Here is a 26,774-nt window from a genome sequence, read left to right on the forward strand (position 1 = left end):
AGTGGATGTCGCTAACGCGATCTTCGAATCGAAGAGAAAGTGCCCCAGGTGGGATTCGAACCCACACTTTCGGCTGTTTGAGAGCCGCCTCTCTAACCAGTTGGAGTACTGGGGCCTTAGAAAGGGAGGATACCTGCTGCCCTGCGTGGTCCCACCCTACAGGAGCTAGGTAGGCTCATGGGGCACCACCTGCCTGGAATGAGGAGTCCCGTGAGCGCCGCCGAGCCCGAGCAGCCCGTCGCCGATGACGATCAGTCGCACGTCCCGCCGCTGACCACGCGCGTCGTGATCGCCGAGGACGAGGCCCTCATCCGTCTCGACCTCAAAGAGATGCTGGAGGAAGAGGGCTACACCGTCGTCGGTGAGGCCGGGGACGGCCAGACCGCCGTGGAGCTGGCCCGGGAGCACCGTCCCGATCTGGTGATCCTGGACGTGAAGATGCCGGTGCTGGACGGTATCTCGGCGGCCGAGAAGATCGCTGAGGAGAGCATCGCGCCGGTGCTGATGCTGACCGCGTTCTCGCAGCGTGAGCTGGTGGAGCGGGCGCGGGACGCGGGCGCGATGGCGTATCTGGTGAAGCCGTTCTCCAAGACCGATGTGGTTCCCGCGATCGAGATGGCGGTGAGCCGGTTCACCGAGCTGCGGACGCTGGAGCAGGAGGTCGCGGACCTCACGCAGCGGCTGGAGACCCGGAAGCTGGTGGACCGGGCGAAGAGCATTCTGCAGACGCAGTACGGGCTGACGGAGCCGGCCGCGTTCCGGTGGATCCAGAAGACGTCGATGGACCGTCGGCTGTCGATGCAGCAGGTGGCCGAGGCGGTCATCGAGGACGCCGAGGAGAAGAAGCAGCAGAAGGAGCAGTAGCCGGCGGCAGCCGGGCTGGTCCCGAGCGTGTGAGCGGCCCCGTACCGATCTTCGTCGGTGCGGGGCCGCTCGCGTCGGTGCGGGTGGGTCAGTCCTCGCCGAGGTAGGCCTTGCGGACGGATTCGTCGTGGAGGAGGGATGTGCCGCTGCCGGAGAGGACGATGCGGCCGATTTCCATGACGTGTCCTTGGTCGGCGAGGGAGAGCGCGGCCTGGGCGTTCTGTTCGACGAGGAGGATGGTGGTGCCTTGGGAGCGGAGTTCGCGGATGGTTTCCATGATCTTCTGCATCATGATCGGGGAGAGGCCCATGGAGGGCTCGTCGAGCATGAGGAGTTTGGGGCGGGACATCAGGGCGCGGCCCATGGCGAGCATTTGCTGTTCGCCGCCGGAGAGGGTGCCGGAGGCTTGTTTGCTGCGTTCGCCGAGGATGGGGAAGAGCTCGTAGACGCGTTGGATGTCTTTTTCGATGCCGTCGGCGTCCTTGCGGAGGAAGGCGCCGAGCTGGAGGTTTTCGGCGATGGTGAGGCGGGGGAAGAGGCGGCGGCCTTCGGGGGAGTGGGCGAGGCCGCGTTCGACGATTTTGTGGGCGGGGACGCCGTCGAGGGGTTCGCCGTCGAAGGTGATCTTGCCGGCGAGGGGCTTGAGGAGGCCGGAGAGGGTGCGCAGGGTGGTGGTTTTGCCGGCGCCGTTGGTGCCGATGAGGGTGACGGCCTGTCCTGCTTCGACGGAGAACGAGATGCCTTTGACGGCTTCGATCTTGCCGTAGGCGACGCGGAGGTCCTCGACTTGGAGCAGTGCGGTCATGGGGTGTCTCCGGTCTGTCCCTGGGCCGGCTGGTCTGGTGGGGTAGGCCCGTCTGCTGCGTCGGGTTCTCCTGCTCCTTCGGGCTTTCCTGGCCCGTCGGGTTTTTCTGTCCCGGCTGCCGGGCCTGTTGTGCCGTCCGGAGTTGTGGTGCTGTCCGGGGTCGTTGTGCTGTCCGGGTCCGTGGTGTCGTCCGGCGCCGGTATGTCCTCGACGGGTGTGCCGAGGTAGGCGGCGATGACGCGTTCGTCGGCCTGGACGACTTCGGCGGTGCCCTCGACGAGTTTCTGTCCTTGGACGAGGACGGCGACGCGGTCGCAGAGGTTGAAGATGAAGCGCATGTCGTGCTCGATGACGAGGACGGCGGTGCCCTGTGCGCGGATGGCGAGGACGAGGTCCTGGGTGGCGCGGGTTTCCTGGGGGTTCATGCCGGCGGTGGGTTCGTCCAGGAGCAGCAGGCCGGGTTCGCTGGCGAGGGCGCGGGCGATTTCGAGCTTGCGTTGTTCGCCGTAGGGGAGGTTGCGGGCGAGGTGGTCGCGTTTGTGGGCGAGGCCGGTGAATTCCAGGAGTTCCATGGCGCGTTGTTCGCTGGTGCGTTCGGCCTTTTTGAAGCCGGGGCCGCGGAGGAGGGCGGACCAGAGGCCTTCTTTGGTGCGGGTGTGTCGTCCGACGAGGACGTTTTCGAGGACGGTCATGTTGGCGAAGAGGCGGATGTTCTGGAAGGTGCGGGCGACGCCGGCCTGGGTGACGAGGTGGGGTTTGCGGGAGAGGCGGGTGCCTCGGTAGCTGACGGTGCCTTCGGTGGGCACGTAGAGGCCGGTGAGGCAGTTGAAGAAGGTGGTTTTGCCGGCGCCGTTGGGGCCGATGAGGCCGACGATTTCGCCGGTGCCGACGGTGAGGCTGACGTCGCGTACGGCGGTGAGTCCGCCGAAGCGCATGGTGACGCCGTCGGCTCGCAGGACGGTGTCGGTGTCAGTGGCGGGTGCGAGGCTGGTGGGTGTGGTCATGGTCGTCACGCCTTTGCCTGGGTGGCGCCGAGGGTGGCGTCTGCGTCGGGGAGGCGCTGGTCGGGTACGTCGAGTTGGCCGGTTTCGTGAAATTCGAGTTGTTTCCTGCGGTCGGGGATGAGGCCTTCGGGGCGGAAGCGCATGAGGAGGACGAGGGCGATGCCGAAGAGCAGGAGTTGGTAGTCCTGGATGAAGTCGAGCTTGGCCGGGATGAGGAAGAGGAGGGCGGCGCCGACGAGGGGGCCGCTGAGGGTTCCCATGCCGCCGAGGATGACGGCGGCGAGGAGGAAGGCGGAGTTGGGGGGCTGGGGGCCGGCGAACTGGAACTGTTCGGGGGTGGCGGTGGTGACGACGTGGGCGTGGACGGTGCCGGCGAGTCCGGCGAGGGCTGCGCCGAGGGCGAAGGCGAGGAGGCGGAGGCGGAAGCTGTTGATGCCCATGGCGATGGCGGCGGTTTCGTCTTCGCGGATGGCGATCCAGGCGCGGCCGATGCGGGAGGCTGCGGCGCGCCGGAAGACGAGGACGACGAAGGCCGTCACGAGGATCATCAGCAGGTAGTAGTTGCCGTAGGTGGCGAGGGGGATGCCGAGGATGACGTGGGGTTCGCCGAAGTTGAAGCCGAAGATTTCGAGGTTGGGGATGTTGGGGATGCCCATGGCGCCGTTGGTGATGTCGGGGCCGGTGGTGCCGTTGAGGTTGAGCATGGCGATGCGGAAGATCTCACCGAAGCCGAGGGTGACGATGGCGAGGTAGTCGCCGCGTAGGCGCAGTGTGGGTGCGCCGATGAGGACGCCGAAGACGAGGGAGGCGGCGGCGCCGGTGAGGAGGGCTGCCCAGAAGGGGAAGTGGAGCCCGAAGGCGGATTCGGGGGAGCCGGAGACGAGGGCGGCGGCGTAGGCGCCGACGCCGAGGAAGGCGACGTAGCCGAGGTCGAGGAGGCCGGCGAGGCCGACGACGACGTTGAGGCCCAGGGCGACGGTGGCGAAGATCAGGATGTTGGCCCCGACGATCGTGTACTGGTCGGTGTCCTGGGTGAAGGGGAAGCAGGCGGCGGAGAGGAAGGCCGCGCCGAGGGCGACTGTGCGGTGGGTGTGGGTGAGTGCGGTGAGGCGGGCGATGAGTCCGGCCCGGTGGAGGGCGGGGACGGCGAGCGCCGTGAAGATCAGGTAGCCGACGAAGGGGGCGCCGTCGTCGGTGTCGATGCCGTAGGTGAAGGCGAGGAGTCCGGCGGCGAAGGCGGCGGCGATGATCAGGATCTCGGCCCAGGAGGGGAGTGCGCGGGTGGGGCGCCGGAGGGGGCCGGGGGTGAGGGTGGCGGTGAAGCGCTGCCAGGGGCCCGAGGGTGGCCGGTCGGCGGCTCGGTCGGGGGGCAGGGCGAGGGCGCCGGCCAGGGTGAGCAGGGAGGTGGCGGCTGCGAGGGCGCCGCCGGGTTCGAGGTTGACCAGGCCGTGGAGGTGGACGGCGATGGCGATGAGGGTGAACCAGGTGGCGGCGAAGGTGGCGAGGGCGGCGAGGAGGGTGGGGGCGTTGCGTCCTGCGGGGGTGAGCCATTGCAGGCCGCGGATGCCGAGTGCCGCGAGGGCGAACAGCAGGGTGAGGACGCCGCCGGCGAGGGTGACGACCTGCAGTCCGGCGGGGGAGAAGTAGTAGGTGAGGTCGCCGGGGAAGTCGCTGCTCCAGGTCCAGGCGAGGCCGGTGGTGGCAGCGGTGGCGAGGGCGCCGGCGGCGGTGAGGAGGCGCGCGGTGCGTTCCGGGAGGGGGAGCAGGCCGCGGGCGGGGGGTGTGGTGGTGTTCGTGGTCATCGTTATCACGCCCGATCCGCGACGCGTTCGCCCAGGAGGCCTTGTGGTCGGAGCAGGAGTACGAGGATGAGGAGGACGAAGGCCCAGACGTCCTTCCAGGCTCCGCCGCCGAATTGCTCCATGCCGGGTATGTCCTCGATGTAGGCGGTGGCGAGGGCTTCGGCGATGCCGAGGACGACGCCGCCGAGCATGGCTCCGTAGATGTTGCCGATGCCGCCGAGCACGGCTGCGGTGAAGGCCTTGAGGCCCATGATGAAGCCCATGCGGAACTGGACCTCGCCGGTGCGCAGGCCGTAGGCGACGGCGGCGACGCCGGCGAAGGCGGCGCCGATGGCGAAGGCGAGGACGATGATGCGGTCGGTGTTGATGCCCATGAGCTTGGCGGTGTCGGGGTCCTGCGCGGTGGCCTGCATGGCGCGGCCGCTGCGGGTTTTGGCGACGAAGAAGCCGAGGGCGATCATGCAGGTGGGGGCGGCGATGAGGACGAAGAGGTCGCCGCGCTGGACGGTGGCTCCCAGGATGTCGAAGGCGTGGCCCTTGAACTGGGGGAAGACGCGGGCCTGTTTGCCGTCGGGGTACCACTTCCAGATGGCTTGCTGGAGGGCGATGGACAGGCCGATGGCGGTGATGAGGGGTGCGAGGCGGGGTGCGCCGCGCAGCGGTCGGTAGGCGAATCGTTCGGCCGCGATGCCGACGAGGACGGATACGGCGATGCCGCCGAGCAGCATGACCGGCAGGGCGAGGGCGAGAGAGGTGCCGGCGGGGAGAGCGAGGAAGACGCTGAGCGCTCCGAAGCCGCCGACCATGAATATCTCGCCGTGGGCGAAGTTGATGAGCTGGACGATTCCGTAGACCATCGTGTAGCCGATCGCGATGAGTCCGTACATCGCGCCGAGGATGAGTCCGTTGGCCAGCTGTTGCGGCAGTTCGCTCACCGCGGGCCTCCGTTGGGTGGGGTTGAGGGGTCAGAGCCAGTTGTGTTGAGGGATGAGAGCCGGCTGGGGTGTGAGGGATGAGAGCCGGCTGGGGTGTGAGGGATCAGGGCCGGCTTGGTCTCAGGGATCCAGAACGGCTGGGGTTGAGGGGCCGGAGTCAGCCGGCTGTGAGGATCCAGGACGGCCGGCTGTGGGGGGGGCCGGGCCGGCCGGGTGTGAGGCGTCCGGGCCGCCGGGAACGAGGGATCGAAGCCGGGCCGGGAGCGCGGTCCGCGGACCGCCCGGCAATGCGAGATCCAGGCCGGGGCGCAGGAGTGGGCGGAGCGGATTCCGGTGTGCCCCAAAGTCCCCCGGTGGTGTGCCACGGGCCGCGCCAGGGTCATTGGTGCGTCCTGGCGCGGCCCGGGGTGAGGTGGTGCGGTGCGGTCGGTCAGCTCTTGTCGAACTTCTTGAATTCGGCGCTGAAGCGGGAGGCCCAGGCGCCCTTTTCGACCTGGTAGGCGGTGATCATGGTGTTGGTGGTGTCGCCGTATTTGTCGAAGGCGATGGGGCCGGTGACGCCGTCGAAGGTCACCTTGTTCATGGCGTCGGCGACCTGCTTGCGGGCGTCGTCGGGGAGCTTGCCGTTGTGGGCTTCGACGACCTTTTTGACGGCCTGGATGACGGCCCAGGTGGCGTCGTAGGTGGAGCCGCCGTAGGCCTCGTAGCCCTCCTTGAAGCCGGCTGCCTTGTAGTCGGCGATGAACTTCTTGGCGGAGGGGAGCTCTTCGACGGGCTTGCCGACGGAGGAGGCGTAGTCGCCCTGTGCCTTCTTGTTCAGCTTGATGTAGTCGCTGCTGTACATGCCGTCGCCGCCCATCACGGGGGCGGTGACGCCGCCGTCCTTGAGCTGCTGGCTGAGGGGGCCGGAGGCGGGGTATTCGCCGCCGTAGAAGACCATGTCGGGTTTGGCGGACTTGACCTTGGAGACGACGGCCTTGAAGTCGCGGTCGTCGGGGCTGACGTGCTCGGTGCCGACGATCTTGCCGCCGAGTTTGGCGAACTGGTCCTTGAAGGAGGAGGCGAGGCCGACGCCGTAGGTCTTCTGGTCGTCGATGACGTAGGCCTTCTTGGCCTTCATCTTCTCCCAGGCGTACTGGCCGTCGAAGGCGCCCTGGACCTCGTCGGTGGTGGCGGTGCGGAAGTAGGTGGGGAACTGGCGGACGCGCTTGTTCTGCTTCCAGTCCTTGCCCTGGGTGAGGTCGGGGGTGGTGTTCGCCGGGGATATCAGCGTGAGGTTGTTCTGTTTGGAGACCTGCTGCATGGACTGGGCGACGCCGGAGTTGAGGGGGCCGATGACGCCGAGGACGTCCTTGTCGCCGGCGAGCTTGGTGGCGTTCTGCTGGCCGACGTTGGGCAGGGCCTTGTCGTCGAGGGCTTCGAGTGTGAAGGTGACGCCCTTGACCTCGCCGGCCTTGTTGGCGGTGTTGACGGCGAGCTGGGCGGAGTTGCGGATGCCCAGGCCCAGCGCGGAGAGCTCGCCGGTGGTGGGGGCGTCGAGGCCGATGACGACCGTGGACTTTCCTTCGCCGCTCTGGTTGTCGTCGCCGCGCGAGCCGCACGCGGAGAGCGTGAGGGCGCCGGTGGTGACTGCGGTGGTGAGGATGAGCAAGGAACGGTGACGCACGATCAGTCCTTTCCCTGGCGCGGCCACGACTGTCGCATGGCCGTTTCGCTCGCCGGGCTGTACGGGCCGTACAGGGTCCGTGCTTGCAGCGCGCCCGGCGGCGCGGTGACTGGCGGTGACTCTAGAGCGGTGTTCGGCGCACCGGCAGAGGCGCTGAGCAGGATGTGACGCTCTTGTTATGACCTTCGATGAGCGTTTTGCCGTTATGGTCCTTACACCGGAGGGCGAACGCGGTGCGGAGGGTGAACTCGCACTTCCACGGGGGGATGGGGCGTGCGGTGACGGCGGAGCGTCCGGATAGCGGATGCGGTGTGCGCGGGGGCGCCGGGGGCCGTGCGGGGGACGGGAGTTGGTGCCCTCGCCGTGGGGCGCGCGTGTGACGCAGGGTTACGGCAATGCGTACGGCCCCGCTCCCGGGGCCGGGTGCGGGGCCGTTGAGTGCGGCCGGCGGTCCGCCGGCCGGTGCGGGTCAGCTGCGGTAGACGTCGGCGTCCGTCTCGCGCAGCATGCAGGTCAGGCGGGCGGTGCAGACCCGCTTGTCGTGCTCGTCGGTGATGACGATCTCGTAGGTGGCCGTGGACCGGCCGCGGTGTACGGGGGTGGCGACGCCGGTGACCAGGCCGGAGCGGGCGCCGCGGTGGTGGGTGCAGTTGAGGTCGACGCCCACCGCGATCTTGGTGGGGCCGCCGTGCAGCATGGAGCCGACGGAGCCGAGGGTTTCGGCCAGGACGGCGGAGGCGCCGCCGTGCAGGAGTCCGTAGGGCTGGGTGTTGCCCTCGACGGGCATGGTGCCGACGACGCGCTCGGGGGCGGCTTCGGTGACCTGCACGCTCATCCGTTCGCCGAGGTGCCCGGCGGAGAAGAAGGACGGCAGGTCGAGGCCGAGGCCGGCCCACTGGTCGAGGACCTCCTGCGGAAACTTGGTCGTGCTCTGCTCACCCATGCCTACGGCTCCGTTCGCTCGCCCGTGATCGTCGTCGATCCGTGCCTGTTCCTATCAGGCCCCTGAGCAAGCGCTCAGCGCGGGGTTGTTGTTCCCGCCGGCCGGCCCGGTGGCGGTCAGTCCTCGCGGGGGCTCTCCAGGCGGATCACGAGCGACTTGGCGGCAGGGGTGTTGCTGGTGTCGGCGGTGTGGTCGAGCGGGATGAGGACATTGGTCTCGGGGTAGTAGGCGGCCGCGCAGCCGCGGGCCGTGGGGTAGTGCACCACCCGGAAGCCGGGCGCGCGCCGCTCGCTGCCGTCCGTCCATTCGCTGACCAGGTCGGTGTACGCCCCGTCGGCCAGGCCCCGTTCGCGGGCGTCGTCGGGGTGGACGAGGACGACGCGGCGGCCGTTCTTGATGCCGCGGTAGCGGTCGTCGAGGCCGTAGATGGTGGTGTTGTACTGGTCGTGGGAGCGCAGTGTCTGCAGCAGCAGCCGCCCTTCGGGGGCGGTGGGGTATTCCACGGGCGCGGCGGTGAAGTTGGCCTTCCCGGTGGCGGTGGGGAAGCTGCGGCTGTCCCGGGGGGCGTGCGGGAGGGCGAAGCCTCCGGGGCGGGCCACCTTGGTGTTGAAGTCCTCGAAGCCCGGGATGACGTGGGCGATGCGGTCCCGGATCGTCGCGTAGTCCTTCTCGAACTCCTCCCAGGGGGTGCGGCTCTCCTCGCCCAGGACGCGGCGGGCCAGGCGGGCGACGATGGCCGTCTCGGACAGCAGCTGGGGGCTCGCGGGTGCCAGGCGGCCCCGGGAGGCGTGCACCATGCCCATGGAGTCCTCGACGGTCACGAACTGTTCGGTGCGCTTCCCGTCCGGCCCGGTTTGTACATCGCGTTCGGTGCGGCCGAGGGTCGGCAGGATCAGCGCTCGGGCGCCGGTGACCGCGTGCGAGCGGTTGAGCTTGGTGGAGACGTGGACGGTCAGCCGGGCGCGGCGCATGGCGGCCTCGGTGACGTCGGTGTCGGGGGTGGCGGCCACGAAGTTGCCGCCCATCGCGAAGAACACCTTGGCCTGCCCGTCGCGCAGTGCGCGGATGGCGCGGACGACGTCGAGTCCGTGCTCCCGGGGCGGGGCGAAGCCGAACTCCTTCTCCAGGGCGTCGAGGAAGGCGGGGGCGGGGCGTTCGAAGATGCCCATGGTGCGGTCGCCCTGGACATTGCTGTGGCCGCGTACGGGGCAGACGCCGGCCCCGGGGCGTCCGATGTTGCCGCGCAGCAGGAGGAAGTTGACGACTTCCTGGATGGTGGGGACGGAGTGCTTGTGCTGGGTCAGGCCCATTGCCCAGCACACGATGGTGCGGCGCGAGTCGAGGATCATGGCCAGGGCGCGGTCGATCTCCGCGCGGGTCAGGCCGGTGGCGCGCAGCGTCTCGTCCCAGTCGTTGTCGGCGCGGGCCTGCTGGGCGAACTCCTCGAAGCCGTGGGTGTGGGTGCGGATGAAGTCCTCGTCGAGGGCGCCGTCGGTGTCGAGGAGGAGGCGGTTGAGGGCGCGGAAGAGCGCCTGGTCGCCGCCGAGGCGGACCTGGAGGAAGAGATCGGTGAGCGCGGTGCCGCCGCCGGCCAGGCCGCGCGGGGTCTGCGGGTTCTTGAAGCGCTCCAGACCGGCTTCGGGCAGCGGGTTGATCGAGATGATCTTCGTGCCGCCGGCCTTGGCCTTCTCCAGGGCGGTGAGCATCCGGGGGTGGTTGGTGCCCGGGTTCTGCCCGGCGATGATGATCAGGTCGGCCTGGTAAAGGTCCTCCAGCAGGACGCTGCCCTTGCCGATGCCGATGGTCTCCGTCAGCGCGGAGCCCGACGACTCATGGCACATGTTGGAGCAGTCGGGGAGGTTGTTGGTGCCGAATTCGCGGGCGAAGAGCTGGTAGAGGAAGGCGGCTTCGTTGCTGGTGCGGCCGGAGGTGTAGAAGACGGCCTCGTCGGGGGAGCCGAGGGCGGTCAGCTCCTCGCCGACGATGTCGAAGGCCCGCTCCCAGGTCACCGGCTCGTAGTGGTCGGCGCCCTCGGCCAGGTACACGGGGTGGGTGAGGCGGCCCTGCTGGCCGAGCCAGTAGCCGCTGCGGGTCGCGAGGTCGGCGACGGAGTGGGCGGCGAAGAAGTCCGGGGTGACGCGGCGCAGGGTGGCTTCTTCGGCGACGGCTTTGGCGCCGTTCTCGCAGAATTCGGCGGTGTGCGGCTTGTCGGGCTCGGGCCAGGCGCAGCCGGGGCAGTCGAAGCCGTCGCGCTGGTTGACGCGCAGCAGGGTGAGGGCGGTGCGGCGCACGCCCATCTGCTGCTGGGAGATGCGCAGGGCGTGGGCGATGGCCGGCAGTCCTACGGCGGAGTGCTGGGGTTCGCTGACCTGGGGCGCGTCCTGGACGGGGTCCGACGCGGGCGGCTTGCCTGCCATGGCGCTCTCCCTTGAGCCTGAGCTGCTGCTCGCTCCGCCGGGTGCGGCGGATCGTTGCTGTACGCATCTGATCCTGTCACGGACGCCGGGGGTGGTGTAGGGGCGAGTGGGGGGTGCGTCCGCGGTGGGGCGGCCGGGGCGGTCCGGGGCGGTGTGCGGAGGCGGTCCGGGGCGTGTGCGGAAGTGGTCGGAGGTGGTGGCCGGGGCCGGTCCGGCGTGGTCCGGGGCCGGTCTGCGGTCGAGGAGCCGTGACCGTCGCGGCGGGGATTGTCAGTGGGGCGTGGCAGGATCGGGGGCGTGGCAGCAAAGGCAGCGAAGAAGAGCGAAGCGACCGGCACCGAGGCGGCGGCGGGCGGCCGTCCCCGTCTGCTCCTGATGGACGGGCATTCCATGGCATACCGGGCGTTCTTTGCCCTGCCCGTGGAGAATTTCACGACCGTCACGGGACAACCGACCAATGCGATCTACGGCTTCGCGTCGATGCTCGCGAACACCCTGCGCGACGAGGCGCCCACGCACTTCGCGGTGGCCTTCGACGTCTCGCGCAAGACCTGGCGGTCCGAGGAGTTCGCCGACTACAAGGCGAACCGCTCCAAGACCCCCGACGAGTTCAAGGGCCAGGTCGAGCTGATCGGCGAACTGCTCGACGCGATGCACGTCAAGCGGTTCGCGGTCGAGGGCTTCGAGGCCGACGACGTCATCGCCACGCTCACCGAGCAGGCCACCGCCCAGGGCTTCGAGGTCTTGATCGTCACGGGCGACCGCGACTCCTTCCAGCTGGTCTCCGACGACGTCACGGTCCTCTACCCCACCAAGGGCGTCTCGGAGCTGACCCGCTTCACCCCGGAGGAGGTCTTCGCGAAGTACGGCCTGACCCCCGCCCAGTACCCGGACTTCGCCGCGCTGCGCGGCGACCCGTCGGACAACCTCCCCGGCATCCCGGGCGTCGGCCCGAAGACCGCCACGAAGTGGATCAACGAGTTCGGTTCGTTCGCCGAGCTGGTGGAGCGCGCCGAGGAGGTCAAGGGCAAGGCGGGCGTCAACCTCCGCGAGCACCTGGAAGCGGTGAAGCTCAACCGCCGGCTCACGGAGATGGTGCGCGATGTCGCGCTGCCGTGCGGCCCGGCGGAGCTGGCCCGCGAGGCGTACGACCGCGATGCGCTCACGGTGTTCCTCAACGGGCTGGAGATCCGCAACCAGGGCCTGCGCGACCGGCTGCACGCCGTCGATCCCGGAGCGGCCGAGGCCGCCGACGAGGCCGCCCCGGCCCCGGGCGTCGAGGTGGACGGCACGGTCCTCGGCACCGGCGAACTCGCTCCGTGGCTGGCCGAACACGGCACGGGCCCGCTGGGTGTGGCCACGGTCGACGTATGGACGCTGGGCAGCGGCAGTGTCGCCGAGGTGGCGCTGGCGGCCCCCGCGGGCGCGGCCGCCTGGTTCGACCCCGCCCAGCTCGACGAGGCCGACGAGCAGGCCTTCGCCGCCTGGAGTGCGGATGCCGACCGTCCCAAGGTGATGCACAACGCCAAGGGCCTGATGCGGGTCTTCGGCGAGCACGGCTGGCGCATCGAGGGCGTCACCATGGACACCGCCCTGGCCGCCTATCTGGTCAAGCCCGGCCGCCGCTCCTTCGCGCTGGACGCGCTCTCCCTCGAATACCTGGGGCGTGATCTCGCCCCGGCCGCGGCCGGCGACGGCCAGCTCGCCTTCGGCGCGGACGAGGAGGCCGAGGCGGACGCCCTGATGGGGCAGGCCCGTACGGTCCTCGACCTGGGGACGGCGTTCGAGGCGAAGCTGGCGGAGGTCGGCGCGGCCGAGCTGCTGCGCGAGGTGGAGCTGCCGACCAGCGAGCTGCTGGCCCGGATGGAGCGGGCCGGTATCGCCGCCGACCGGGGCTGGCTGGAGCGGATGGAGCAGCAGTTCGCGGGGGCGGTGCAGCAGGCCGTCAAGGAGGCGCATGAGGCCGCGGGTCACGAGTTCAACCTCGGCTCGCCCAAGCAGCTGCAGGAAGTCCTCTTCGGTGAGCTGGGCCTGCCCAAGACCAAGAAGACCAAGACGGGCTACACGACCGACGCCGATGCCCTGGCCTGGCTGGCGTCGCAGACCGACAACGAGCTCCCGGTGATCATGCTCAGGCACCGTGAGCAGGCCAAGCTGCGGACGACCGTCGAGGGTCTGATCAAGACCATCGGCGCCGACGGCCGGATCCACACCACCTTCAACCAGACGGTGGCGGCCACCGGCCGGCTGTCCTCCACGGACCCCAACCTCCAGAACATCCCGGTGCGTACGGACGAGGGCCGGGCGATCCGCCGCGGCTTCGTCGTCGGCGAGGGCTTCGAGTCGCTGCTGACCGCCGACTACAGCCAGATCGAGCTGCGGGTGATGGCGCACCTCTCCGAGGACGAGGGCCTGATCGAGGCGTTCACCTCCGGCGAGGACCTGCACACCACCGTCGCCTCCCATGTCTTCTCGGTCGGCACGGACCAGGTCGACCCGGAGATGCGCCGCAAGATCAAGGCGATGTCCTACGGCCTGGCCTACGGCCTGTCGGCGTTCGGCCTCTCCCAGCAACTGGGCATCCAGCCCGACGAGGCCCGCAAGCTGATGGACAACTTCTTCGAGCGGTTCGGCGGAGTGCGCGACTACCTTCAGCGCGTCGTCGAGGAGGCCCGCGCCACCGGCTACACCGAGACCATGCTCGGCCGCCGCCGCTACCTCCCCGACCTCAACAGCGACAACCGCCAGCGCCGCGAAATGGCCGAGCGGATGGCGCTGAACGCCCCGATCCAGGGCACCGCCGCCGATATCGTCAAGATCGCGATGCTACGGGTCGACGCGGCGATGCGGGCCGCCGAGCTGCGGTCGCGGATGCTGCTCCAGGTCCATGACGAAATCGTCGTCGAGGTCGCCCCCGGTGAACGCAAGAAGGTCGAGGAACTGCTCCGCCGGGAGATGGCCGCGGCGGTCCAGCTGAGCGCCCCGCTGGATGTCTCGGTCGGCTCCGGCAAGGACTGGGAGTCGGCGGCGCACTGAGCCGGGAAGCGGGCCGGTGACGGCGCGGGCGCCCCGCGCCGCCTCCGGCCACGCAGCCAGGCCGCAACCCGGCCCGCACCGCACCGAGTTGCGGCCGCTTCCGGCCTGCTCGACGTGTGGCCCGAACACGGTCGTCGCCCGACGCGTCATGGATCTTGTTCACCGCGAAAGCGCTCTGCTTTGATCACTGCGTGATACGCCGTGTGGCCCGAGCCCTGGGCACCTATGTCTCCCGCAGCCCGGTCACGGCCGGCTACGCCGGACTGCTGTTGTCGACCCATCTGTGGTGCGCTGCGGTGCTGTCCACCGCGGAGGCACAGCGTGTGGTGCTCGGCGTCAGTACAAATCTGGACAACTTGCAGGACCGTCCGGTCCGTGTGCTGGCGGGCAGCATGCTGTTCTTCGACGGCACGCTGACCGAGATCACCTCAGAGGCCTTCGCCGGCACGCTGATCACGCTCGGTCTCGGCGTCATCGTGTGCCTGGCGTGGCTGGAGCGACGGTACGGAGCGGGGCGTGCCTACGCCCTCTTCGTGCTGGGGCATCTCGGTGCCACGTTGCTGACCGTGCCGTTGATCCATGTGGCCCTCGCCCACGGTTGGTACCCGGACAGCGTCCGGCACGCCACCGACTTCGGCATCAGTTACGGGGCCGAGACGGTGCTGGCGACGGGGGCGCTCCTGCTGCGCCGGGCGCGGTGGCTCGCGGCGGCCGGTGTCGTCGCCTGGCCGGTGCTCGGCGGCGACTGGAGCGGGGAGCTGCCCGACTTCACCACCGTCGGACATCTGCTGGCGGCCGCCATCGGCTTCGTCTGCGCAGCCTGCCTGCTGCGGGCCGCCCGGCGCGCCGCCCCGGCCCCGGTGCCGCACCCCGGCCCGGCACTGGTCGAGTAGCCCGACGAGTGCCGCGAGCGCGGTACCCAACAGGCGCCCCGGGCGCCGTCACTCGGCGCCGGGCGACGTGTTCCGTGACGCCGCAGCGCCCGACGGCGGCACCGCCCGGGGCGTGGTCCGCGCCATGGGCGCCGGCGGCCGGCCCAAGGCGTCGGCCGCCCGGGTGCGGCGGTGCAGCCGTCGTACAGCCACCGCGTAGGAGGTCACGTCCGGTGCGAACGACCCCGCCACGAGCGCCGGGGCGGCCAACGGACCACGCGCCGCACAGGTCCACCGGATGGCGGGAAGCACGGCAGCGGCATGGCTGAGCGTAAACGGCGTGGCGCCTCTCCCGGATCGATTCGGATCATTATGTGTCCGATGTTGGTGGTAGATGCCGGGCCCGAGTTGTCGTAGTCTCGCCTGAGTTGGAGCGCTGGGGAGCGCAACACCGCGTCAGGGGCGCGGTAGGGCAACGCGGAGGGGAACCACGTATGGCAGCCACATTCCGAAGGCGGCTCCGGAGGGGAGCGGCCTCGACAGCGGTGGCGGCCGTGGTGCTCGCCGCCCTGACCGCCTCTCAGGCACCTGCCGCCACCGAGGACTCGGCCGCCAAGGGGTCGAAGTCCGCCCCGCCCGCCGACACCCCCATCGACGGGGGTTCCGCGTACTTCACCGACCGGCCGCCCGTCCACAGGCCGGCGCCGCCGCACGATACGCACCACACCGGCCAGGGCCCCGTCCTCGGCACCGGGCCCGCCGAAGCCGGCCTGCCCGCCACCGTCCTGGCCGCGTACAAGAAGGCCGCCTCGGCGGTCGGCGCGTCCGATCCGGGCTGCCGGCTGCCCTGGCAACTGCTCGCCGGAATCGGCAAGGTCGAGTCCGGACAGGCACGCGGCGGCGCCGTCGACGCCGAGGGCACCACCCTTCAGCCGATCCTCGGCCCGCAGCTCAACGGCCACGGCTTCGCCCTGATCAAGGACACCGACGGCGGCCGCTACGACGGCGACCTCACCCTCGACCGTGCCGTGGGCCCGATGCAGTTCATCCCCTCCACCTGGTCCAACGGCGGCCCCGACGGCACCGGTTGGGGCGCCGACGGCAACGGCGACGGCAAGAAGGACCCCCACAACGTCTTCGACGCGGCCCTCGCCGCGGGCCGCTATCTCTGCGCCGGCGGCCGCGATCTGTCGGTCCAGGGCGACCTGGACCGGGCGATACTCGGCTACAACGCGTCCGAGGACTATCTGCGGACGGTGCTGTCCTGGTACGCGTTCTACCGCAAGGGCACCCACGAGGTCCCGGACGGCCGGGGCGTCCTTCCGGTGCACCGCGACGGCACCGGCACGTCCGGCGGCCACAGCGGCGGCCGTACCGGCGAGGCCACGCGCCCCCGCCACAGCTCTCCCGCACCGGGCCGGCATCCGGGGTCCGGCGGATCGGGCACCGGCACACCGAACCGCCCCGGCAGGCCCGGGGGTTCGGACGGCACCGGCCACACCCCGGGCGGCCATACGGGGACGCCGACCCCGAAGCCCACCCCGAAGCCGCCCACCGAGCCCGCCAGGCTCACCACTCTCGAACGGGTCGGCGACAAGGACTTGAGCGCCACCGCCGGCACCGAGTTCGCCGCGTCGCCGCGGGTGCGCGCCAAGGACGCCGCCGGCAAGGCCGTCGCCGGCGCCCCCGTCCGCTTCACCCTGCCCAAGACCACCGGCGCCCGCTTCCCCGGTAACGCCACCTCTGTCACCGTCCCGACGGACAAGGACGGCCTCGCCACCGCTCCCACGCTGCGTGCGGGCGACACGGCCGGTGCCTTCACCATCCGGGCCACCGCCGTGGGCCGTACCGCCCCCGCCGTGGCCTTCGGCGCCACCGTCAAGGCCAAGCCGGCCCCGAAGGCCGACAAGCTCCTCCGCACCTCGGACAAGGAGCTGACGGCGACCGCGGGGCAGGCCTTCGCCGAGGACGCGGTCGAGGTCGAAGCGACCTACCAGGGCAAGGTCGCGCCGGGCGCCGCGGTCACCGCGACCATGGTCACCGACGACCCGAAGCAGCCCGAGGAGAACGACAAGGGCCCCTACTTCAGGGACCCCGCGGCCACCGGCGAGGGCAAGAACAAGCCGGTCCGCACCCTCACCGGGCTCACCACCGACGCCCACGGCCTGCTGAAGCTCCCGAAGATCTACACCGATACGCACGCCGGCACGTTCCTGCTGCGGCTGACCACCGCCGACGGCGCCGTACTCACCATCGAGCTGAAGGTCGCCGCCCCGGCCGGTTCCTGACCACTCCCGGCCCGGCATCGCTCCGGCCGGTCCCGGCACCACGACCGGGCCGGCCGGCCGGGCCGACGATCCGGGCCGGCCGCCGCGCCGGCCCGCCACCGCCGTCCTGCCCTCCGTCCAGGGCAGGACGGCGGTGTCACGTGTTCTCATCTCGGCCGCCCGTTGCTACGGTGCCCCAGCCCTGACGCTGTATCAGCTCCCGGGAGGCCGACCATGCGCGCCCTGACAGCAGCCGCGGCCGGACTGGCCGCGGCGCTCGCCCTCGTGTTCACCCTCGCGGCGATCGGCGCACCCCGCGGTACGACCTCGCCCAAGCCGCTGCTGACCACCGTCCCCAAGCACCCCTGAGCAAGGGACGCCACCGCCATGCGCCGTACTGTGCCCACTCGGGGGACCACCCCCGCGCCCCCGGCCGGCTCCGGCACCGCAGGCCCCGGCCGGGGCAGGGGAGCGCGAGGGATGCGCCGCCCGGCGAGCCTGGTGCTGCTCGCCCTCGCCGTCTTCTTCACCGCCCTGTCCCCGCTGATGCGGTGGTACGCCTTTCCGCGGCTCGCCAAGATCCCGCCCGGCCAGTACCAGGGCATGGTCCTGGAGGCCAGGCCCGCCACCCTCCTCAACTACGGGACGATGAAGGCCGAGCGCGTCCCCGCGGTCACCATCGTGCAGACCCTCAAGGGCGATGTCGCCGCCTCCGAGCGCATCGAGCAGTCCGCGGGCCGCGACGTCGTCGTCTGGGACGCGCTGTCCTACATCGTGGGCCCCGACGGCAAGATGGTCTCCGAAATCCCCGAGCGCTACCTCTTCGACGCACACTCCCAGGAGCCCGTGCACGCCACCGGCGAGATGGTCGACGGCGACCCGGTGCACCGCGAGGGCATCGAGTACAAGTGGCCGTTCCTCACCGAGAAGCGCGACTACGCCTACTTCGACGCCCAGACCCGCACCTCGGCCCCCATCCACTACAGGGGCACCCGCACCTTCCGCGGTCTGGAGGTCTACTACTTCGAGCAGACCGTCCCCTGGACCAAGGTCGCTTTCCCCAAGAAGATGCCGGTCAAGGGCATCACCCCCCGGTCCGTCGAGAAGACGGGCACCACCCGCTGGTACACCACCAAGCGGATGTTCTGGGTGGAGCCGGTCACCGGCGCGCCGGTCAACGGCCAGGAGATCCACCGGGAGGAGCTGCGCGGCGGCCAACTGCTGCCCGGGGGCGGCAAGGTCACCGCGTTCGCCGGCCATGTGAAGATGCGCGACGACTACATCGACTCCACCGTGGCCTTGGTGGCCTCGCAGCGCACCCTCGTCCTGCTGCTCACCCGCTACCTCCCCTGGGGGTTCCTGGTCCTCGGCGCCGCGTTGCTCGCCCTGAGCCTGCACTGCGAAGCCCGTGGCCGCCGCCCCCGCGCCCCGGCCGGCAAGGCGCCCGCCCCCGTGCCGCCGTCGTCCGGCGGCGGCGTTGTCAGTGCCGGCCCGTAACGTGGACACATGACGTCAGCGAGCCGCCTCCGCGCCCCTCCGGCCCCGCGCTCAGCCCCGCTTGAGCCGCGCCGAGGTGTGCCGGGTCGGCTCGGCCGCCGAAGGATCCTGTGGCCAGGGGTGCTTGGGGTAGCGCCCGCGCAACTCCGCGCGTACGGACCGGTATCCGTCCCGCCAGAACGAGGCGAGATCCGCCGTGACGGCAGCCGGACGCCCCGCGGGGGACAGCAGATGCACCAGCACGGGAACCCGCCCGCCGGCCACCCGCGGCGACTCCTGCAAGCCGAACAACTCCTGGAGTTTGACGGCCAGCACGGGCTGCTCACCCTCGTAGTCCACCCGCACCCGCGAACCACTCGGCACCTCGATGCGCTCCGGTGCCAGCTCGTCGAAGCGCGCCGCGTCACCGGTCGCCCAGGGCAGCAGCCGGGCCAGCGCCTGCCCCGCATCGATCCGTGCCAGGTCGGCCCGCCGCCGCGCCCGTCCGAGCTCCACCCCCAGCCACTCCTCGACGCGCTCCAGCAGCGCCGCGTCCGACACATCGGGCCACGGCGGGCCCAGCTCCCGGTGCAGAAACGCCAGCCGCTGCCGCAGCGACACCGCTCCGGGCGGCCACCGCAGCAGACCGAACCCCTCCCGCCGCAGGCCCGAGAGCACCGCGTCGCGCAGCAGCCCGGGGCCGGGCGCGGCCAGCGGCCGGGACGCCAGCTCGATCGCCCCCAGCCGGGTGACGCTCCTGGCCACCACGTCACCGTCCGCCCAGCGCACCTCCTCACCCGAGGAGTACAGCGCCCGCGCCGCGGCACATGCCGTCTCCTCATCGATCACCGCCGCGAGCCGTACCCGCGCGGACACCGCCGCCACCGGCCGGTCCGCCACCGCAACCGCCAGCCACCCCGCATCCCGCAGCGCCGATCCGCCGCCCCCGTCCGAAGGACCCGGGCGGTGCCCCCGTCCGGCCTGCGCCCCCGGACCCGGCCCTGCCCCCGCCAACTCGGCGCCGGTCCCCGACGCCATGAGATAACTCCCGCCCCCGCGGGCGCGTGCCACCCGCTCCGGGAAGGCCAACGCGGCAAGGAGCCCGGCGACCGCATCGTCGGTGACCGCTGCCGCCGTGCCGCCCCCGCTCCCGGCTCCGCTCCGGCTGCCGCCGGCGACCGCAGCGGCCTGGCCGCCCCCGCTCTCGGCGGTGTTCCGGCTTCGTCCGGCGCCGGGCCCCGCGCCCGTTTGCCCGCCACCGGGCCCCGCGCCCGCTCCTCCGCCACCGGGCTCCGCGCCCGCTCCTCCGCCACCGGGCCCCGCGCCCGTCCCGGCCCCGGATCCTGCGCGGGCGTCCGCGCCCGACCCGGCCCGCGGCTCCCCGGCCGCCGACGCCAAGCGCCGCGCCTCCTGCCGCCACCTCGCCGCGTACGCATCCCCGCCTCGCCGTGCGGTGCGCCACGCACCCGCCAGATCGTCCCCGTACGCCCGCGGCGGCTCCTCGCTCAACAGGGCCACCACCTCGGCGGCGCGCCGCACACCCACCTCCGGTGCGCCGTCCAGCAGGGCGCGCGCCAGCCGGGGGTGCAGTCCGAGCCGTGCCATCCGTACCCCCCGCGCCGTTGCCCGGCCGGTCCCGTCCACCGCACCGATCGCCGTCAGCACCTCCCGTGCCGCGGCCAGCGCACCGGCCGGCGGCGCGTCGAGCAGTGCGAGACCGGCGGCCGCCGGATCGCCCCAGCAGGCCGCCTGCAGGGCGAACGCCGTCAGATCGGCGACCTTGATCTCCGGATCGGGGAACGCCGGCAGCCGCCCGTCCTCGCCCTGCGACCAGCAGCGGTACACCACCCCCGGCGCCTCACGCCCCGCCCGGCCGGCGCGCTGACGGCCCGCGGCCCGGGAGGCCCGCACGGTCGTGAGCGCGCTCAGCCCCCGTGCATGATCCGTCCGCGGCACCCGCGCCAGCCCGCTGTCCACCACCACCCGCACGCCCGGCACGGTCAGGCTGGACTCCGCCACCGAGGTGGCCAGCACCACTCTGCGCAGGCCGCCCCCGCCCGCCAGTACGGCGTCCTGCACCTCGGCCGGGGCCCGCCCGTGCACCTGCAGCACCTCGGCGTCCGCCCCGGCCAGCTCCCCGGCGACCCGCCCGATCTCCCCGACTCCGGGGAGGAAACACAGCACATCACCCGTCTGCTCGCGCAGCGCCCGCCGCACCACCGCCGCCACATGCGCCAGCAGCGCCGGATCGACGCGCATCCCGTGTGCCGGCCGCACCGGCCGCTCCGGCGGCGCCCACACGACCTCCACCGGATGCGACACACCCGACGCCTCGACCATCGGCGCTGTGCCTTCCGAGCCGCCCAGCAGCCGTGCCCAGCCCTCGGCATCCGTCGTGGCCGACGCCGCCACCAGCCGCAGCTCGGGCCGCAAGGTCTCCCGTACGTCCAGGAGGAACGCCGCGGAGGTATCGGCGTCGAGATGCCGCTCGTGACACTCGTCGAGCACCACCACATCGACGCCCGCCAGCTCCGGATCGCGCTGCAGCCGCTGCAGCAGCACCCCGGTCGTCACCACTTCCACGGTGGTGCGGGGCCCGGCCCGGCGCTCCCCGCGCACCGTGAACCCGACCCGGTCCCCGGTCTTCTCGCCCAGCAGCCAGGCCATCCGCCGCGCGGCCGCACGCGCCGCGATCCGCCGCGGCTCGGCGACCAGCACCCGCCGCTCGGGCCCCTCGCCGGTCAGGCCCGCCAGCTCCAGCGGCACCCGTGTCGTCTTGCCGGTGCCCGGCGGCGCGCACAGCACCGCGGCACCGGGCCCGTCGAGGGCGGCGCGCAGCGCGGGCAGCGCGGTGCGCACGGGCAGCTGGTCAAGGGCGTCACGGCGGATCACGCCCCCAGTCTGCCGCCCCGGCCGGGCCCGCCGGCCGGCCGCCCCGGGGGCACCGCGCTGCCCGGGCACCCGTGCCTGCCCCGCCGGCCGCCTGCTCCCCACCGGCACCCCCGGTCCGCCACGCCGCACCACCACGCCGCACCACCGGTCCCTGAGCCGGGCACCACCGGTCCGCTAAGGAGCCACCGCCGAGCACACGAAGATCGCCGTCCCCGGGATCAGATGCCCGCGCAGCGGGGACCAGCCGCCCCACTCCTGGGTGTTCCATTCGGGCCATTCCGGCTCGACGAGGTCCTCCAGCCGGAATCCGGCCGCCACCAGGTCCCGCACCCGGTCGCCCAGCGTCCGGTGGTGCTCGACGTACACGGCCCGGCCGGACTCGTCCTGCTCGACGTACGGCGTGCGGTCGAAGTAGGAAGCCCCCACCGACAGCCCCTCGGGTCCCGGCTCGTCGGGAAAGGCCCAGCGGATCGGGTGCGAGACGGAGAAGACGAACCGGCCGCCCGGCCGCAGTACCCGGCGCACCTCGCGCAGCACCCGCACCGGATCGGCGACGAACGGCAGCGCCCCGTACGCGGAACAGGCGAGGTCGAAGCCGCCGTCGCGAAACGGCAGCGCCCCGGCGTCCGCCTCGACCAGACCGAGGGCGTCCCCGCCCGGCCCGCCGGCGATCCGCAGGGCGTGCTGCAGTTGCCGGTGGGAGATGTCGAGCGCCACCGGGAGCGCGCCCTGCGCCGCCAGCCAGCGGGAACACTGCGCCGCACCGGCTCCGATCTCCAGGATCCGGCGCCCCTTCAGCTCGGCCGCCGGCCCCAGCAGCGCGGCGTCCGCCTCGTCCAGCCCCTCGGGGCCCCAGATGAACCGGTCGTCCCCGAGGAAGGCACCGTGCTCGCTCTGGTACTCGTCCGCGTTGCTGTCCCACCAGCCCCGGCTGGCCCGGCTGCTTTCGGTGTCCGAGGCGTCACGGCGAGTCGCCTCCGGCTCGTGCTCTTGGTTCATCGCGCCCGTCGTCGTAAGGTTCGCTCTGCTTGTCGCTGCAGGGACTGTGAGGCCGTTCGACCTCGCGGAACATCGTGTGTGCCGGTTATGGGGCGTTTGCCCCCGGTGTGCGCGTTCGCGCATTGACCGGGTCCGGCTGCCCCCGTATGCTACAAGTTGCGCTGCGGGCTTGCGCGCCTCAGACGTAGCAGGCCGCGCTCGCATCTGTATGTATGTCCCCTCGGTTTTGAGGCGATCTCGGGTCGCTCAGGATGCTCAGGCATCCGCGGGCTTCCGGTGAATACGTCTTTGACACTGTCCGGCTTATGCAGAGGCGATACGGGCTCTCGGCGTAGCAGTACCTACGACTTCAATGTCCGCACCGGAGCCTTTACCCACATGACGAGCAGCACCGAGACCACCGCCACCACCCCGCAGGTTGCGGTCAACGACATCGGTAACGAGGAAGCCTTCCTCGCCGCGATCGACGAGACGATCAAGTACTTCAACGACGGCGACATCGTCGACGGCGTCATCGTGAAGGTCGACCGGGACGAGGTCCTGCTCGACATCGGTTACAAGACCGAAGGTGTGATCCCGAGCCGCGAGCTCTCGATCAAGCACGACGTCGACCCCAACGAGGTCGTTGCCGTCGGCGACGAGATCGAGGCCCTTGTCCTCCAGAAGGAGGACAAGGAAGGCCGCCTGATCCTCTCGAAGAAGCGTGCCCAGTACGAGCGCGCCTGGGGCACCATCGAGAAGATCAAGGAAGAGGACGGGATCGTCACCGGTACCGTCATCGAGGTCGTCAAGGGTGGTCTCATCCTCGACATCGGCCTCCGTGGCTTCCTCCCGGCCTCCCTGGTCGAGATGCGCCGCGTCCGCGACCTCCAGCCCTACGTGGGCAAGGAGCTCGAGGCCAAGATCATCGAGCTGGACAAGAACCGCAACAACGTGGTCCTGTCCCGCCGTGCCTGGCTGGAGCAGACCCAGAGCGAGGTCCGCCAGACCTTCCTCACCACCCTCCAGAAGGGCCAGGTGCGCTCCGGCGTCGTCTCCTCCATCGTCAACTTCGGTGCCTTCGTGGACCTGGGCGGCGTCGACGGTCTCGTCCACGTCTCCGAGCTGTCCTGGAAGCACATCGACCACCCGTCCGAGGTCGTCGAGGTCGGCCAGGAGGTCACGGTCGAGGTCCTGGACGTCGACATGGACCGCGAGCGCGTGTCCCTGTCGCTCAAGGCGACCCAGGAAGACCCGTGGCAGCAGTTCGCCCGGACCCACCAGATCGGTCAGGTCGTCCCGGGTAAGGTCACCAAGCTCGTTCCCTTCGGTGCGTTCGTGCGCGTCGACGAGGGCATCGAGGGCCTGGTCCACATCTCCGAGCTGGCCGAGCGCCACGTCGAGATCCCGGAGCAGGTCGTCCAGGTCAACGACGAGATCTTCGTCAAGGTCATCGACATCGACCTCGAGCGTCGCCGGATCTCGCTGTCGCTGAAGCAGGCCAACGAGTCCTTCGGCGCCGACCCGTCGGCCGTCGAGTTCGACCCGACCCTGTACGGCATGGCCGCGTCCTACGACGACCAGGGCAACTACATCTACCCCGAGGGCTTCGACCCCGAGACCAACGACTGGCTCGAGGGCTACGAGACCCAGCGCGAGGCCTGGGAGAACCAGTACGCCGAGGCGCAGCAGCGCTTCGAGCAGCACCAGGCTCAGGTCATCAAGTCCCGCGAGGCCGACGAGCAGGCTGCGGCCGAGGGTGCTGCGGCGCCGGCGGCGCAGGGTGGCGGCCAGACCGGCGGCGGCAACGCCGGCGGCGGCGGCTCCTACTCCTCGGAGTCGGCGGACAACTCCGGCGCCCTGGCGTCGGACGAGGCCCTTGCCGCGCTCCGCGAGAAGCTGGCCGGCGGCCAGAGCTGAGCTCTTGCCGATAGGCACTAGCCGATAGACGAAGGCCCGTTCCCGGAAGGGAGCGGGCCTTCGTCGTGTCCGGGGGCAGGCGCGGGCGGTGCGGACGGCGCGGCAGGCGCGTAGGGGGCCGGGGGCCGGTGACGGCGCTCCGGCCGGGGGTGTAGTGGGGTGTGGAGGTGAACCCGCCCTATCCAGTGGCGAGTTGAGGTTCCTTCAGGCGAGTTCGGGTTTCTGTAGGCGGGTGAGGCGCGGGCCGGGATCGCTGCGGGTCGGGGATGGCCGTATCGGGACCGGGGCCCGGGGCCCGGGGGCCGGGGACCTCGGCCCAAGCCGGGGCGCGGGGGACCGGTGCGGGAGCGGGAGCAGGAGCAGGAGCAGGAGAGGGAGCGGGAGAGGGGCCGGATCGGGACTGTCGGCCGGGCCGGAGCCGGGGCATGTGCGAGGCAGGGGCTTCCGCGTCATCGGGAATCGGGAATGCCCGCGCGGGATCGTGCGTTGCCGCTGAGGAGAACGAGGAGGAGCAGTCACTGTGTTGGATCCCCAGGGTATGTACGAATGGGAGCCGAGCGGGCTCGCGGAGGTGGAGGCGATTGCCTCCAGGGACTCCGCCGGACTGGTGCTGCTGTACCACTTCGACGGGTACATCGACGCCGGCGAGACCGGCGACCAGATCGTGGAACGGCTGCTGGACGGCCTGCCGAACCAGGTCGTCGCCCGCTTCGACCACGACCGCCTCGTCGACTACCGCGCCCGCCGTCCGTTGCTCACCTTCGAGCGCAACCGCTGGACCGCCTACGAGACCCCGAGCATCGAGCTGCGGCTCGTACGGGACACCACGGACGCGCCGTTCCTGCTGCTGTCCGGACCCGAACCGGACGTCGAGTGGGAGCGCTTCGCGGCCGCGGTGAAGGAGATCGTGGAGCGCCTCGGCGTACGCCTCTCGGTGAACTTCCACGGCATCCCCATGGGCGTGCCGCACACCCGCCCCGTAGGCATCACCCCGCACGGCAACCGCACCGATCTGATGCCCGGGCACGGCGGCTTCTTCGACGAGGCTCAGGTGCCCGGCAGCGCGGAGGCGCTGATCGAGTTCCGGCTGGCGGAGGCGGGACACGACGTCCTGGGCGTGGCGGCACACGTACCGCACTACATCGCACGGTCCGCCTATCCGGATGCCGCGCTGACAGCGCTGGAAGCCGTGACGGCGGCGACCGGGCTGGTGTTGCCGGGCGCCGCGCATTCGCTGCGTACGGAGGCGCTGCGGACGCAGGAGGAGATCGAGCGGCAGATCTCGGAGGGCGATGAGGAACTGGTCGCGCTGGTCAGCGGGCTGGAGCATCAGTACGACGCGGTGGCCGGGGCGGAGAGCCGGGGGAACCTGGTGGCCGAACCGGTGGAACTGCCGTCGGCCGATGAGATCGGCAGGGAGTTCGAGCGCTTCCTGGCGGAGCGCGAGGGCGACGGCGGCGCGGGCGGGGCCTGAGCGACCGCAAACCTGCCGGAGCGTGAGGGGCGGGGGGTGAGTGAGCCGGGGCGTGAGGGGAGCCGGGCTTGAGCAGGCCGGGCTTGAGGGAGGGCGGGGAGGGGCAGCCCGGGGCCATCTGCTGCGCGCCCGTCGTCCGCAGCCTCCTGCGCTCCCTGTCGTCCGGGCGCAGCGTATAGCGTGGGCCCATGGTGAAGGTGGGGCTGACCGGCGGAATCGGTGCGGGCAAGAGTGAAGTTTCGCGCTTGCTGGCGTCGTACGGTGCGGTGGTGGTGGACGCGGACAAGATCGCACGCGAGGTCGTCGAGCCGGGTACGCCCGGACTGGCGGCAGTGGTCGAGGAGTTCGGCAGCGACGTACTCGCGCCGGACGGCACGTTGGACCGGCCGAAGCTGGGCCGGATCGTGTTCTCCGACCCAGGGAAGCTGAAGGCGCTGAATGCGATCGTGCACCCGCTGGTGGGGGCGCGGTCGGCCGAACTCGAAGCATCGGCCGGGCCGGACGCGGTGGTGGTGCACGATGTCCCGCTGCTGACGGAGAACGGCCTGGCACCGCTCTACGACCTGGTGGTCGTGGTCGACGCCGCGCCGCGGACCCAGCTGGACCGCTTGGTGCGGCTGCGCGGTATGGCGGAGGAGGAGGCCACGTCACGGATGGGGGCCCAGGCCACCCGCGAACAGCGGCTGGCCGTCGCGGATCTCGTCATCGACAACGACGGGCCGCTGGACGCGCTGGAACCCCAGGTCCGCGCCGTATGGGAGCGGCTGCGGAGCGCCTGAGGCCGGAGGGTAACCTCGCCGCCATGACTGCTGCTTCCGACCTCGACGCCACGAACTCCGCGACAGGGCCCGCCCGCACCACGGAGCCGGGCTCCGGCCCCGGCCCGGTTGCCGCCGCGCCGCCCGTTGCCGGTGACCCGGCGCCCGCCTCGTTCGTGGTCAACATCCCCGGCATCGCGGATGCCGAACTGGAACCTGACCCGCTGGACCCCTCGCAGATCGTCGCCGGCGAGCCGGTGGTGACGGGCAAGGTGCTGTGGGAGTCCCCCGACGGGCAGCAGATCCGCGGAATCTGGCAGATCACACCGGGTGTGGTGACGGACACCGAGGCCAATGAGCTGTTCGTGGTCGTCAGCGGGCGCGCCACCATCGAGGTCGAGGGCGGCTCCGTGCTGGAGGTGGGCCCCGGCGATGCCTGCGTGCTGCGCGAGGGCGACCGCACGCGGTGGACCGTGCACGAGACGTTGCGCAAGGCGTACCACATCAGCCTGTAGGAAAGCGGACCGGTAGCGGGCGGCCGGCGGTGCTCCTCCTCCGCCGGCCTGGTCGGCTGGGCTCGCACAGGGAGGCCGGGAGCCCCGGTTGAAGCCATGCCGACCGGGGAATGCCGCGGCCGACGCGAATGTTGTGGAGCAGGTAACGCC

Annotated in this window: 19 protein-coding genes, 1 tRNA gene and 1 pseudogene; 10 read left to right on the forward strand and 11 right to left on the reverse strand. The window is 71.3% G+C overall.

Annotated elements, in window-relative coordinates:
* Positions 1–40: 40 nt before the first annotated feature.
* Positions 41–115 (reverse strand) — tRNA-Leu (locus OHS81_RS27905).
* 83 nt (positions 116–198) lie between these two features.
* On the opposite strand from OHS81_RS27905, the gene OHS81_RS27910 reads away from it, so the two are divergent.
* A complete protein-coding gene (locus OHS81_RS27910) occupies positions 199–864 on the forward strand; it encodes an ANTAR domain-containing response regulator (protein ID WP_443058777.1) in 666 nt (221 codons plus the stop codon).
* Positions 865–952: 88 nt separating this feature from the next.
* Here the strand turns inward: OHS81_RS27910 and OHS81_RS27915 are convergent, their stop codons facing one another.
* The 7 genes from OHS81_RS27915 to OHS81_RS27945 form a co-directional block, all read right to left on the reverse strand.
* Complete coding sequence (locus OHS81_RS27915; RefSeq protein WP_328387636.1) at positions 953–1,669, reverse strand: ABC transporter ATP-binding protein; 717 nt, start codon at positions 1,667–1,669, stop codon at positions 953–955.
* Positions 1,666–2,682 (reverse strand): ABC transporter ATP-binding protein, encoded by a 1,017-nt coding sequence (locus OHS81_RS27920; RefSeq protein WP_443058778.1) that lies wholly within the window; start codon positions 2,680–2,682, stop codon positions 1,666–1,668. Before OHS81_RS27920 ends, OHS81_RS27915 begins: the two co-directional genes overlap by 4 nt.
* On the reverse strand, positions 2,679–4,475 hold the full coding sequence (locus tag OHS81_RS27925) for a branched-chain amino acid ABC transporter permease (RefSeq protein WP_328387641.1): 1,797 nt from the start codon (positions 4,473–4,475) through the stop codon (positions 2,679–2,681). Before OHS81_RS27925 ends, OHS81_RS27920 begins: the two co-directional genes overlap by 4 nt.
* A 5-nt stretch (positions 4,476–4,480) precedes the next feature.
* A complete protein-coding gene (locus tag OHS81_RS27930) occupies positions 4,481–5,410 on the reverse strand; it encodes a branched-chain amino acid ABC transporter permease (protein ID WP_088797169.1) in 930 nt (309 codons plus the stop codon).
* A 430-nt stretch (positions 5,411–5,840) separates the two neighbouring features.
* Positions 5,841–7,061: a branched-chain amino acid ABC transporter substrate-binding protein gene (locus OHS81_RS27935; RefSeq protein WP_328391467.1), complete on the reverse strand. Its 1,221-nt coding sequence runs from the start codon at positions 7,059–7,061 to the stop codon at positions 5,841–5,843.
* Positions 7,062–7,545: 484 nt separating this feature from the next.
* A complete protein-coding gene (locus OHS81_RS27940; RefSeq protein ID WP_328387644.1) occupies positions 7,546–8,019 on the reverse strand; it encodes a PaaI family thioesterase in 474 nt (157 codons plus the stop codon).
* Between the two features lie 116 nt (positions 8,020–8,135).
* Positions 8,136–10,436, reverse strand: a complete 2,301-nt coding sequence (locus OHS81_RS27945; RefSeq protein ID WP_328387646.1) for an FdhF/YdeP family oxidoreductase — start codon at positions 10,434–10,436, stop codon at positions 8,136–8,138.
* 297 nt (positions 10,437–10,733) lie between these two features.
* Between OHS81_RS27945 and polA the strand changes: the two genes are divergently transcribed.
* On the forward strand, positions 10,734–13,472 hold the full coding sequence (gene polA / locus OHS81_RS27950) for a DNA polymerase I (RefSeq protein ID WP_328387648.1): 2,739 nt from the start codon (positions 10,734–10,736) through the stop codon (positions 13,470–13,472).
* A gap of 191 nt (positions 13,473–13,663) precedes the next feature.
* On the forward strand, positions 13,664–14,365 hold the full coding sequence (locus OHS81_RS27955) for a rhomboid-like protein (RefSeq protein WP_328387650.1): 702 nt from the start codon (positions 13,664–13,666) through the stop codon (positions 14,363–14,365).
* A gap of 183 nt (positions 14,366–14,548) precedes the next feature.
* Here the strand turns inward: OHS81_RS27955 and OHS81_RS27960 are convergent.
* Positions 14,549–14,740, reverse strand: a pseudogene (locus OHS81_RS27960) (DUF4184 family protein); the annotation flags it as partial.
* A gap of 98 nt (positions 14,741–14,838) precedes the next feature.
* Between OHS81_RS27960 and OHS81_RS27965 the strand changes: the two are divergent.
* The 3 genes from OHS81_RS27965 to OHS81_RS27975 all read left to right on the forward strand — a co-directional run bounded on the left by OHS81_RS27965 (position 14,839) and on the right by OHS81_RS27975 (position 18,108).
* Complete coding sequence (locus tag OHS81_RS27965) at positions 14,839–16,632, forward strand: lytic transglycosylase domain-containing protein (RefSeq protein WP_328387652.1); 1,794 nt, start codon at positions 14,839–14,841, stop codon at positions 16,630–16,632.
* Positions 16,633–16,845: 213 nt separating this feature from the next.
* Positions 16,846–16,980 carry an SPW_0924 family protein gene (locus OHS81_RS27970; RefSeq protein ID WP_328387654.1) on the forward strand — a complete coding sequence of 45 codons (135 nt, stop codon included), beginning with the start codon at positions 16,846–16,848 and terminating at the stop codon, positions 16,978–16,980.
* 111 nt (positions 16,981–17,091) lie between these two features.
* On the forward strand, positions 17,092–18,108 hold the full coding sequence (locus tag OHS81_RS27975; RefSeq protein WP_328387656.1) for a DUF3068 domain-containing protein: 1,017 nt from the start codon (positions 17,092–17,094) through the stop codon (positions 18,106–18,108).
* 51 nt (positions 18,109–18,159) lie between these two features.
* Here the strand turns inward: OHS81_RS27975 and OHS81_RS27980 are convergent, their stop codons facing one another.
* Positions 18,160–20,979, reverse strand: coding sequence for an ATP-dependent RNA helicase (locus tag OHS81_RS27980; protein WP_328387658.1), 2,820 nt, complete (start codon positions 20,977–20,979; stop codon positions 18,160–18,162).
* A 174-nt stretch (positions 20,980–21,153) separates the two neighbouring features.
* Positions 21,154–21,978 (reverse strand): class I SAM-dependent methyltransferase, encoded by an 825-nt coding sequence (locus OHS81_RS27985; RefSeq protein WP_328387660.1) that lies wholly within the window; start codon positions 21,976–21,978, stop codon positions 21,154–21,156.
* Positions 21,979–22,356: 378 nt separating this feature from the next.
* Between OHS81_RS27985 and rpsA the strand changes: the two genes are divergently transcribed.
* The 4 genes from rpsA (at position 22,357) to OHS81_RS28005 (ending at position 26,624) form a co-directional block, all read left to right on the forward strand.
* Entirely contained in the window at positions 22,357–23,877 is a 1,521-nt protein-coding gene (gene rpsA / locus OHS81_RS27990) for a 30S ribosomal protein S1 (protein WP_129296945.1), read from the forward strand.
* 520 nt (positions 23,878–24,397) lie between these two features.
* Complete coding sequence (locus OHS81_RS27995) at positions 24,398–25,351, forward strand: PAC2 family protein (RefSeq protein WP_328387665.1); 954 nt, start codon at positions 24,398–24,400, stop codon at positions 25,349–25,351.
* Between the two features lie 188 nt (positions 25,352–25,539).
* The gene (gene coaE / locus OHS81_RS28000) at positions 25,540–26,130 is read left to right on the forward strand and encodes a dephospho-CoA kinase (RefSeq protein ID WP_328387667.1); all 591 of its coding nucleotides are present in this window, start codon (positions 25,540–25,542) and stop codon (positions 26,128–26,130) included.
* A 173-nt stretch (positions 26,131–26,303) separates the two neighbouring features.
* Positions 26,304–26,624, forward strand: a complete 321-nt coding sequence (locus OHS81_RS28005) for a cupin domain-containing protein (protein ID WP_328391469.1) — start codon at positions 26,304–26,306, stop codon at positions 26,622–26,624.
* The last annotated feature ends 150 nt before the right edge of the window (positions 26,625–26,774 follow it).

Source organism: Streptomyces sp. NBC_00400, from assembly GCF_036048035.1.
GTDB lineage: Bacteria > Actinomycetota > Actinomycetes > Streptomycetales > Streptomycetaceae > Streptomyces.

Bases quoted from the DNA above. Each gene is read 5' to 3' on its own strand.
- OHS81_RS27910 (WP_443058777.1), top strand. From the start codon at position 199: ATGAGGAGTCCCGTGAGCGCCGCCGAGCCCGAGCAGCCCGTCGCCGAT.
- OHS81_RS27915 (WP_328387636.1), bottom strand. From the start codon at position 1,669: ATGACCGCACTGCTCCAAGTCGAGGACCTCCGCGTCGCCTACGGCAAG.
- OHS81_RS27925 (WP_328387641.1), bottom strand. From the start codon at position 4,475: ATGACCACGAACACCACCACACCCCCCGCCCGCGGCCTGCTCCCCCTC.
- OHS81_RS27940 (WP_328387644.1), bottom strand. From the start codon at position 8,019: ATGGGTGAGCAGAGCACGACCAAGTTTCCGCAGGAGGTCCTCGACCAG.
- OHS81_RS27945 (WP_328387646.1), bottom strand. From the start codon at position 10,436: ATGGCAGGCAAGCCGCCCGCGTCGGACCCCGTCCAGGACGCGCCCCAG.
- OHS81_RS27965 (WP_328387652.1), top strand. From the start codon at position 14,839: ATGGCAGCCACATTCCGAAGGCGGCTCCGGAGGGGAGCGGCCTCGACA.
- OHS81_RS27970 (WP_328387654.1), top strand. From the start codon at position 16,846: ATGCGCGCCCTGACAGCAGCCGCGGCCGGACTGGCCGCGGCGCTCGCC.
- OHS81_RS27975 (WP_328387656.1), top strand. From the start codon at position 17,092: ATGCGCCGCCCGGCGAGCCTGGTGCTGCTCGCCCTCGCCGTCTTCTTC.
- OHS81_RS27985 (WP_328387660.1), bottom strand. From the start codon at position 21,978: ATGAACCAAGAGCACGAGCCGGAGGCGACTCGCCGTGACGCCTCGGAC.
- rpsA (WP_129296945.1), top strand. From the start codon at position 22,357: ATGACGAGCAGCACCGAGACCACCGCCACCACCCCGCAGGTTGCGGTC.
- coaE (WP_328387667.1), top strand. From the start codon at position 25,540: ATGGTGAAGGTGGGGCTGACCGGCGGAATCGGTGCGGGCAAGAGTGAA.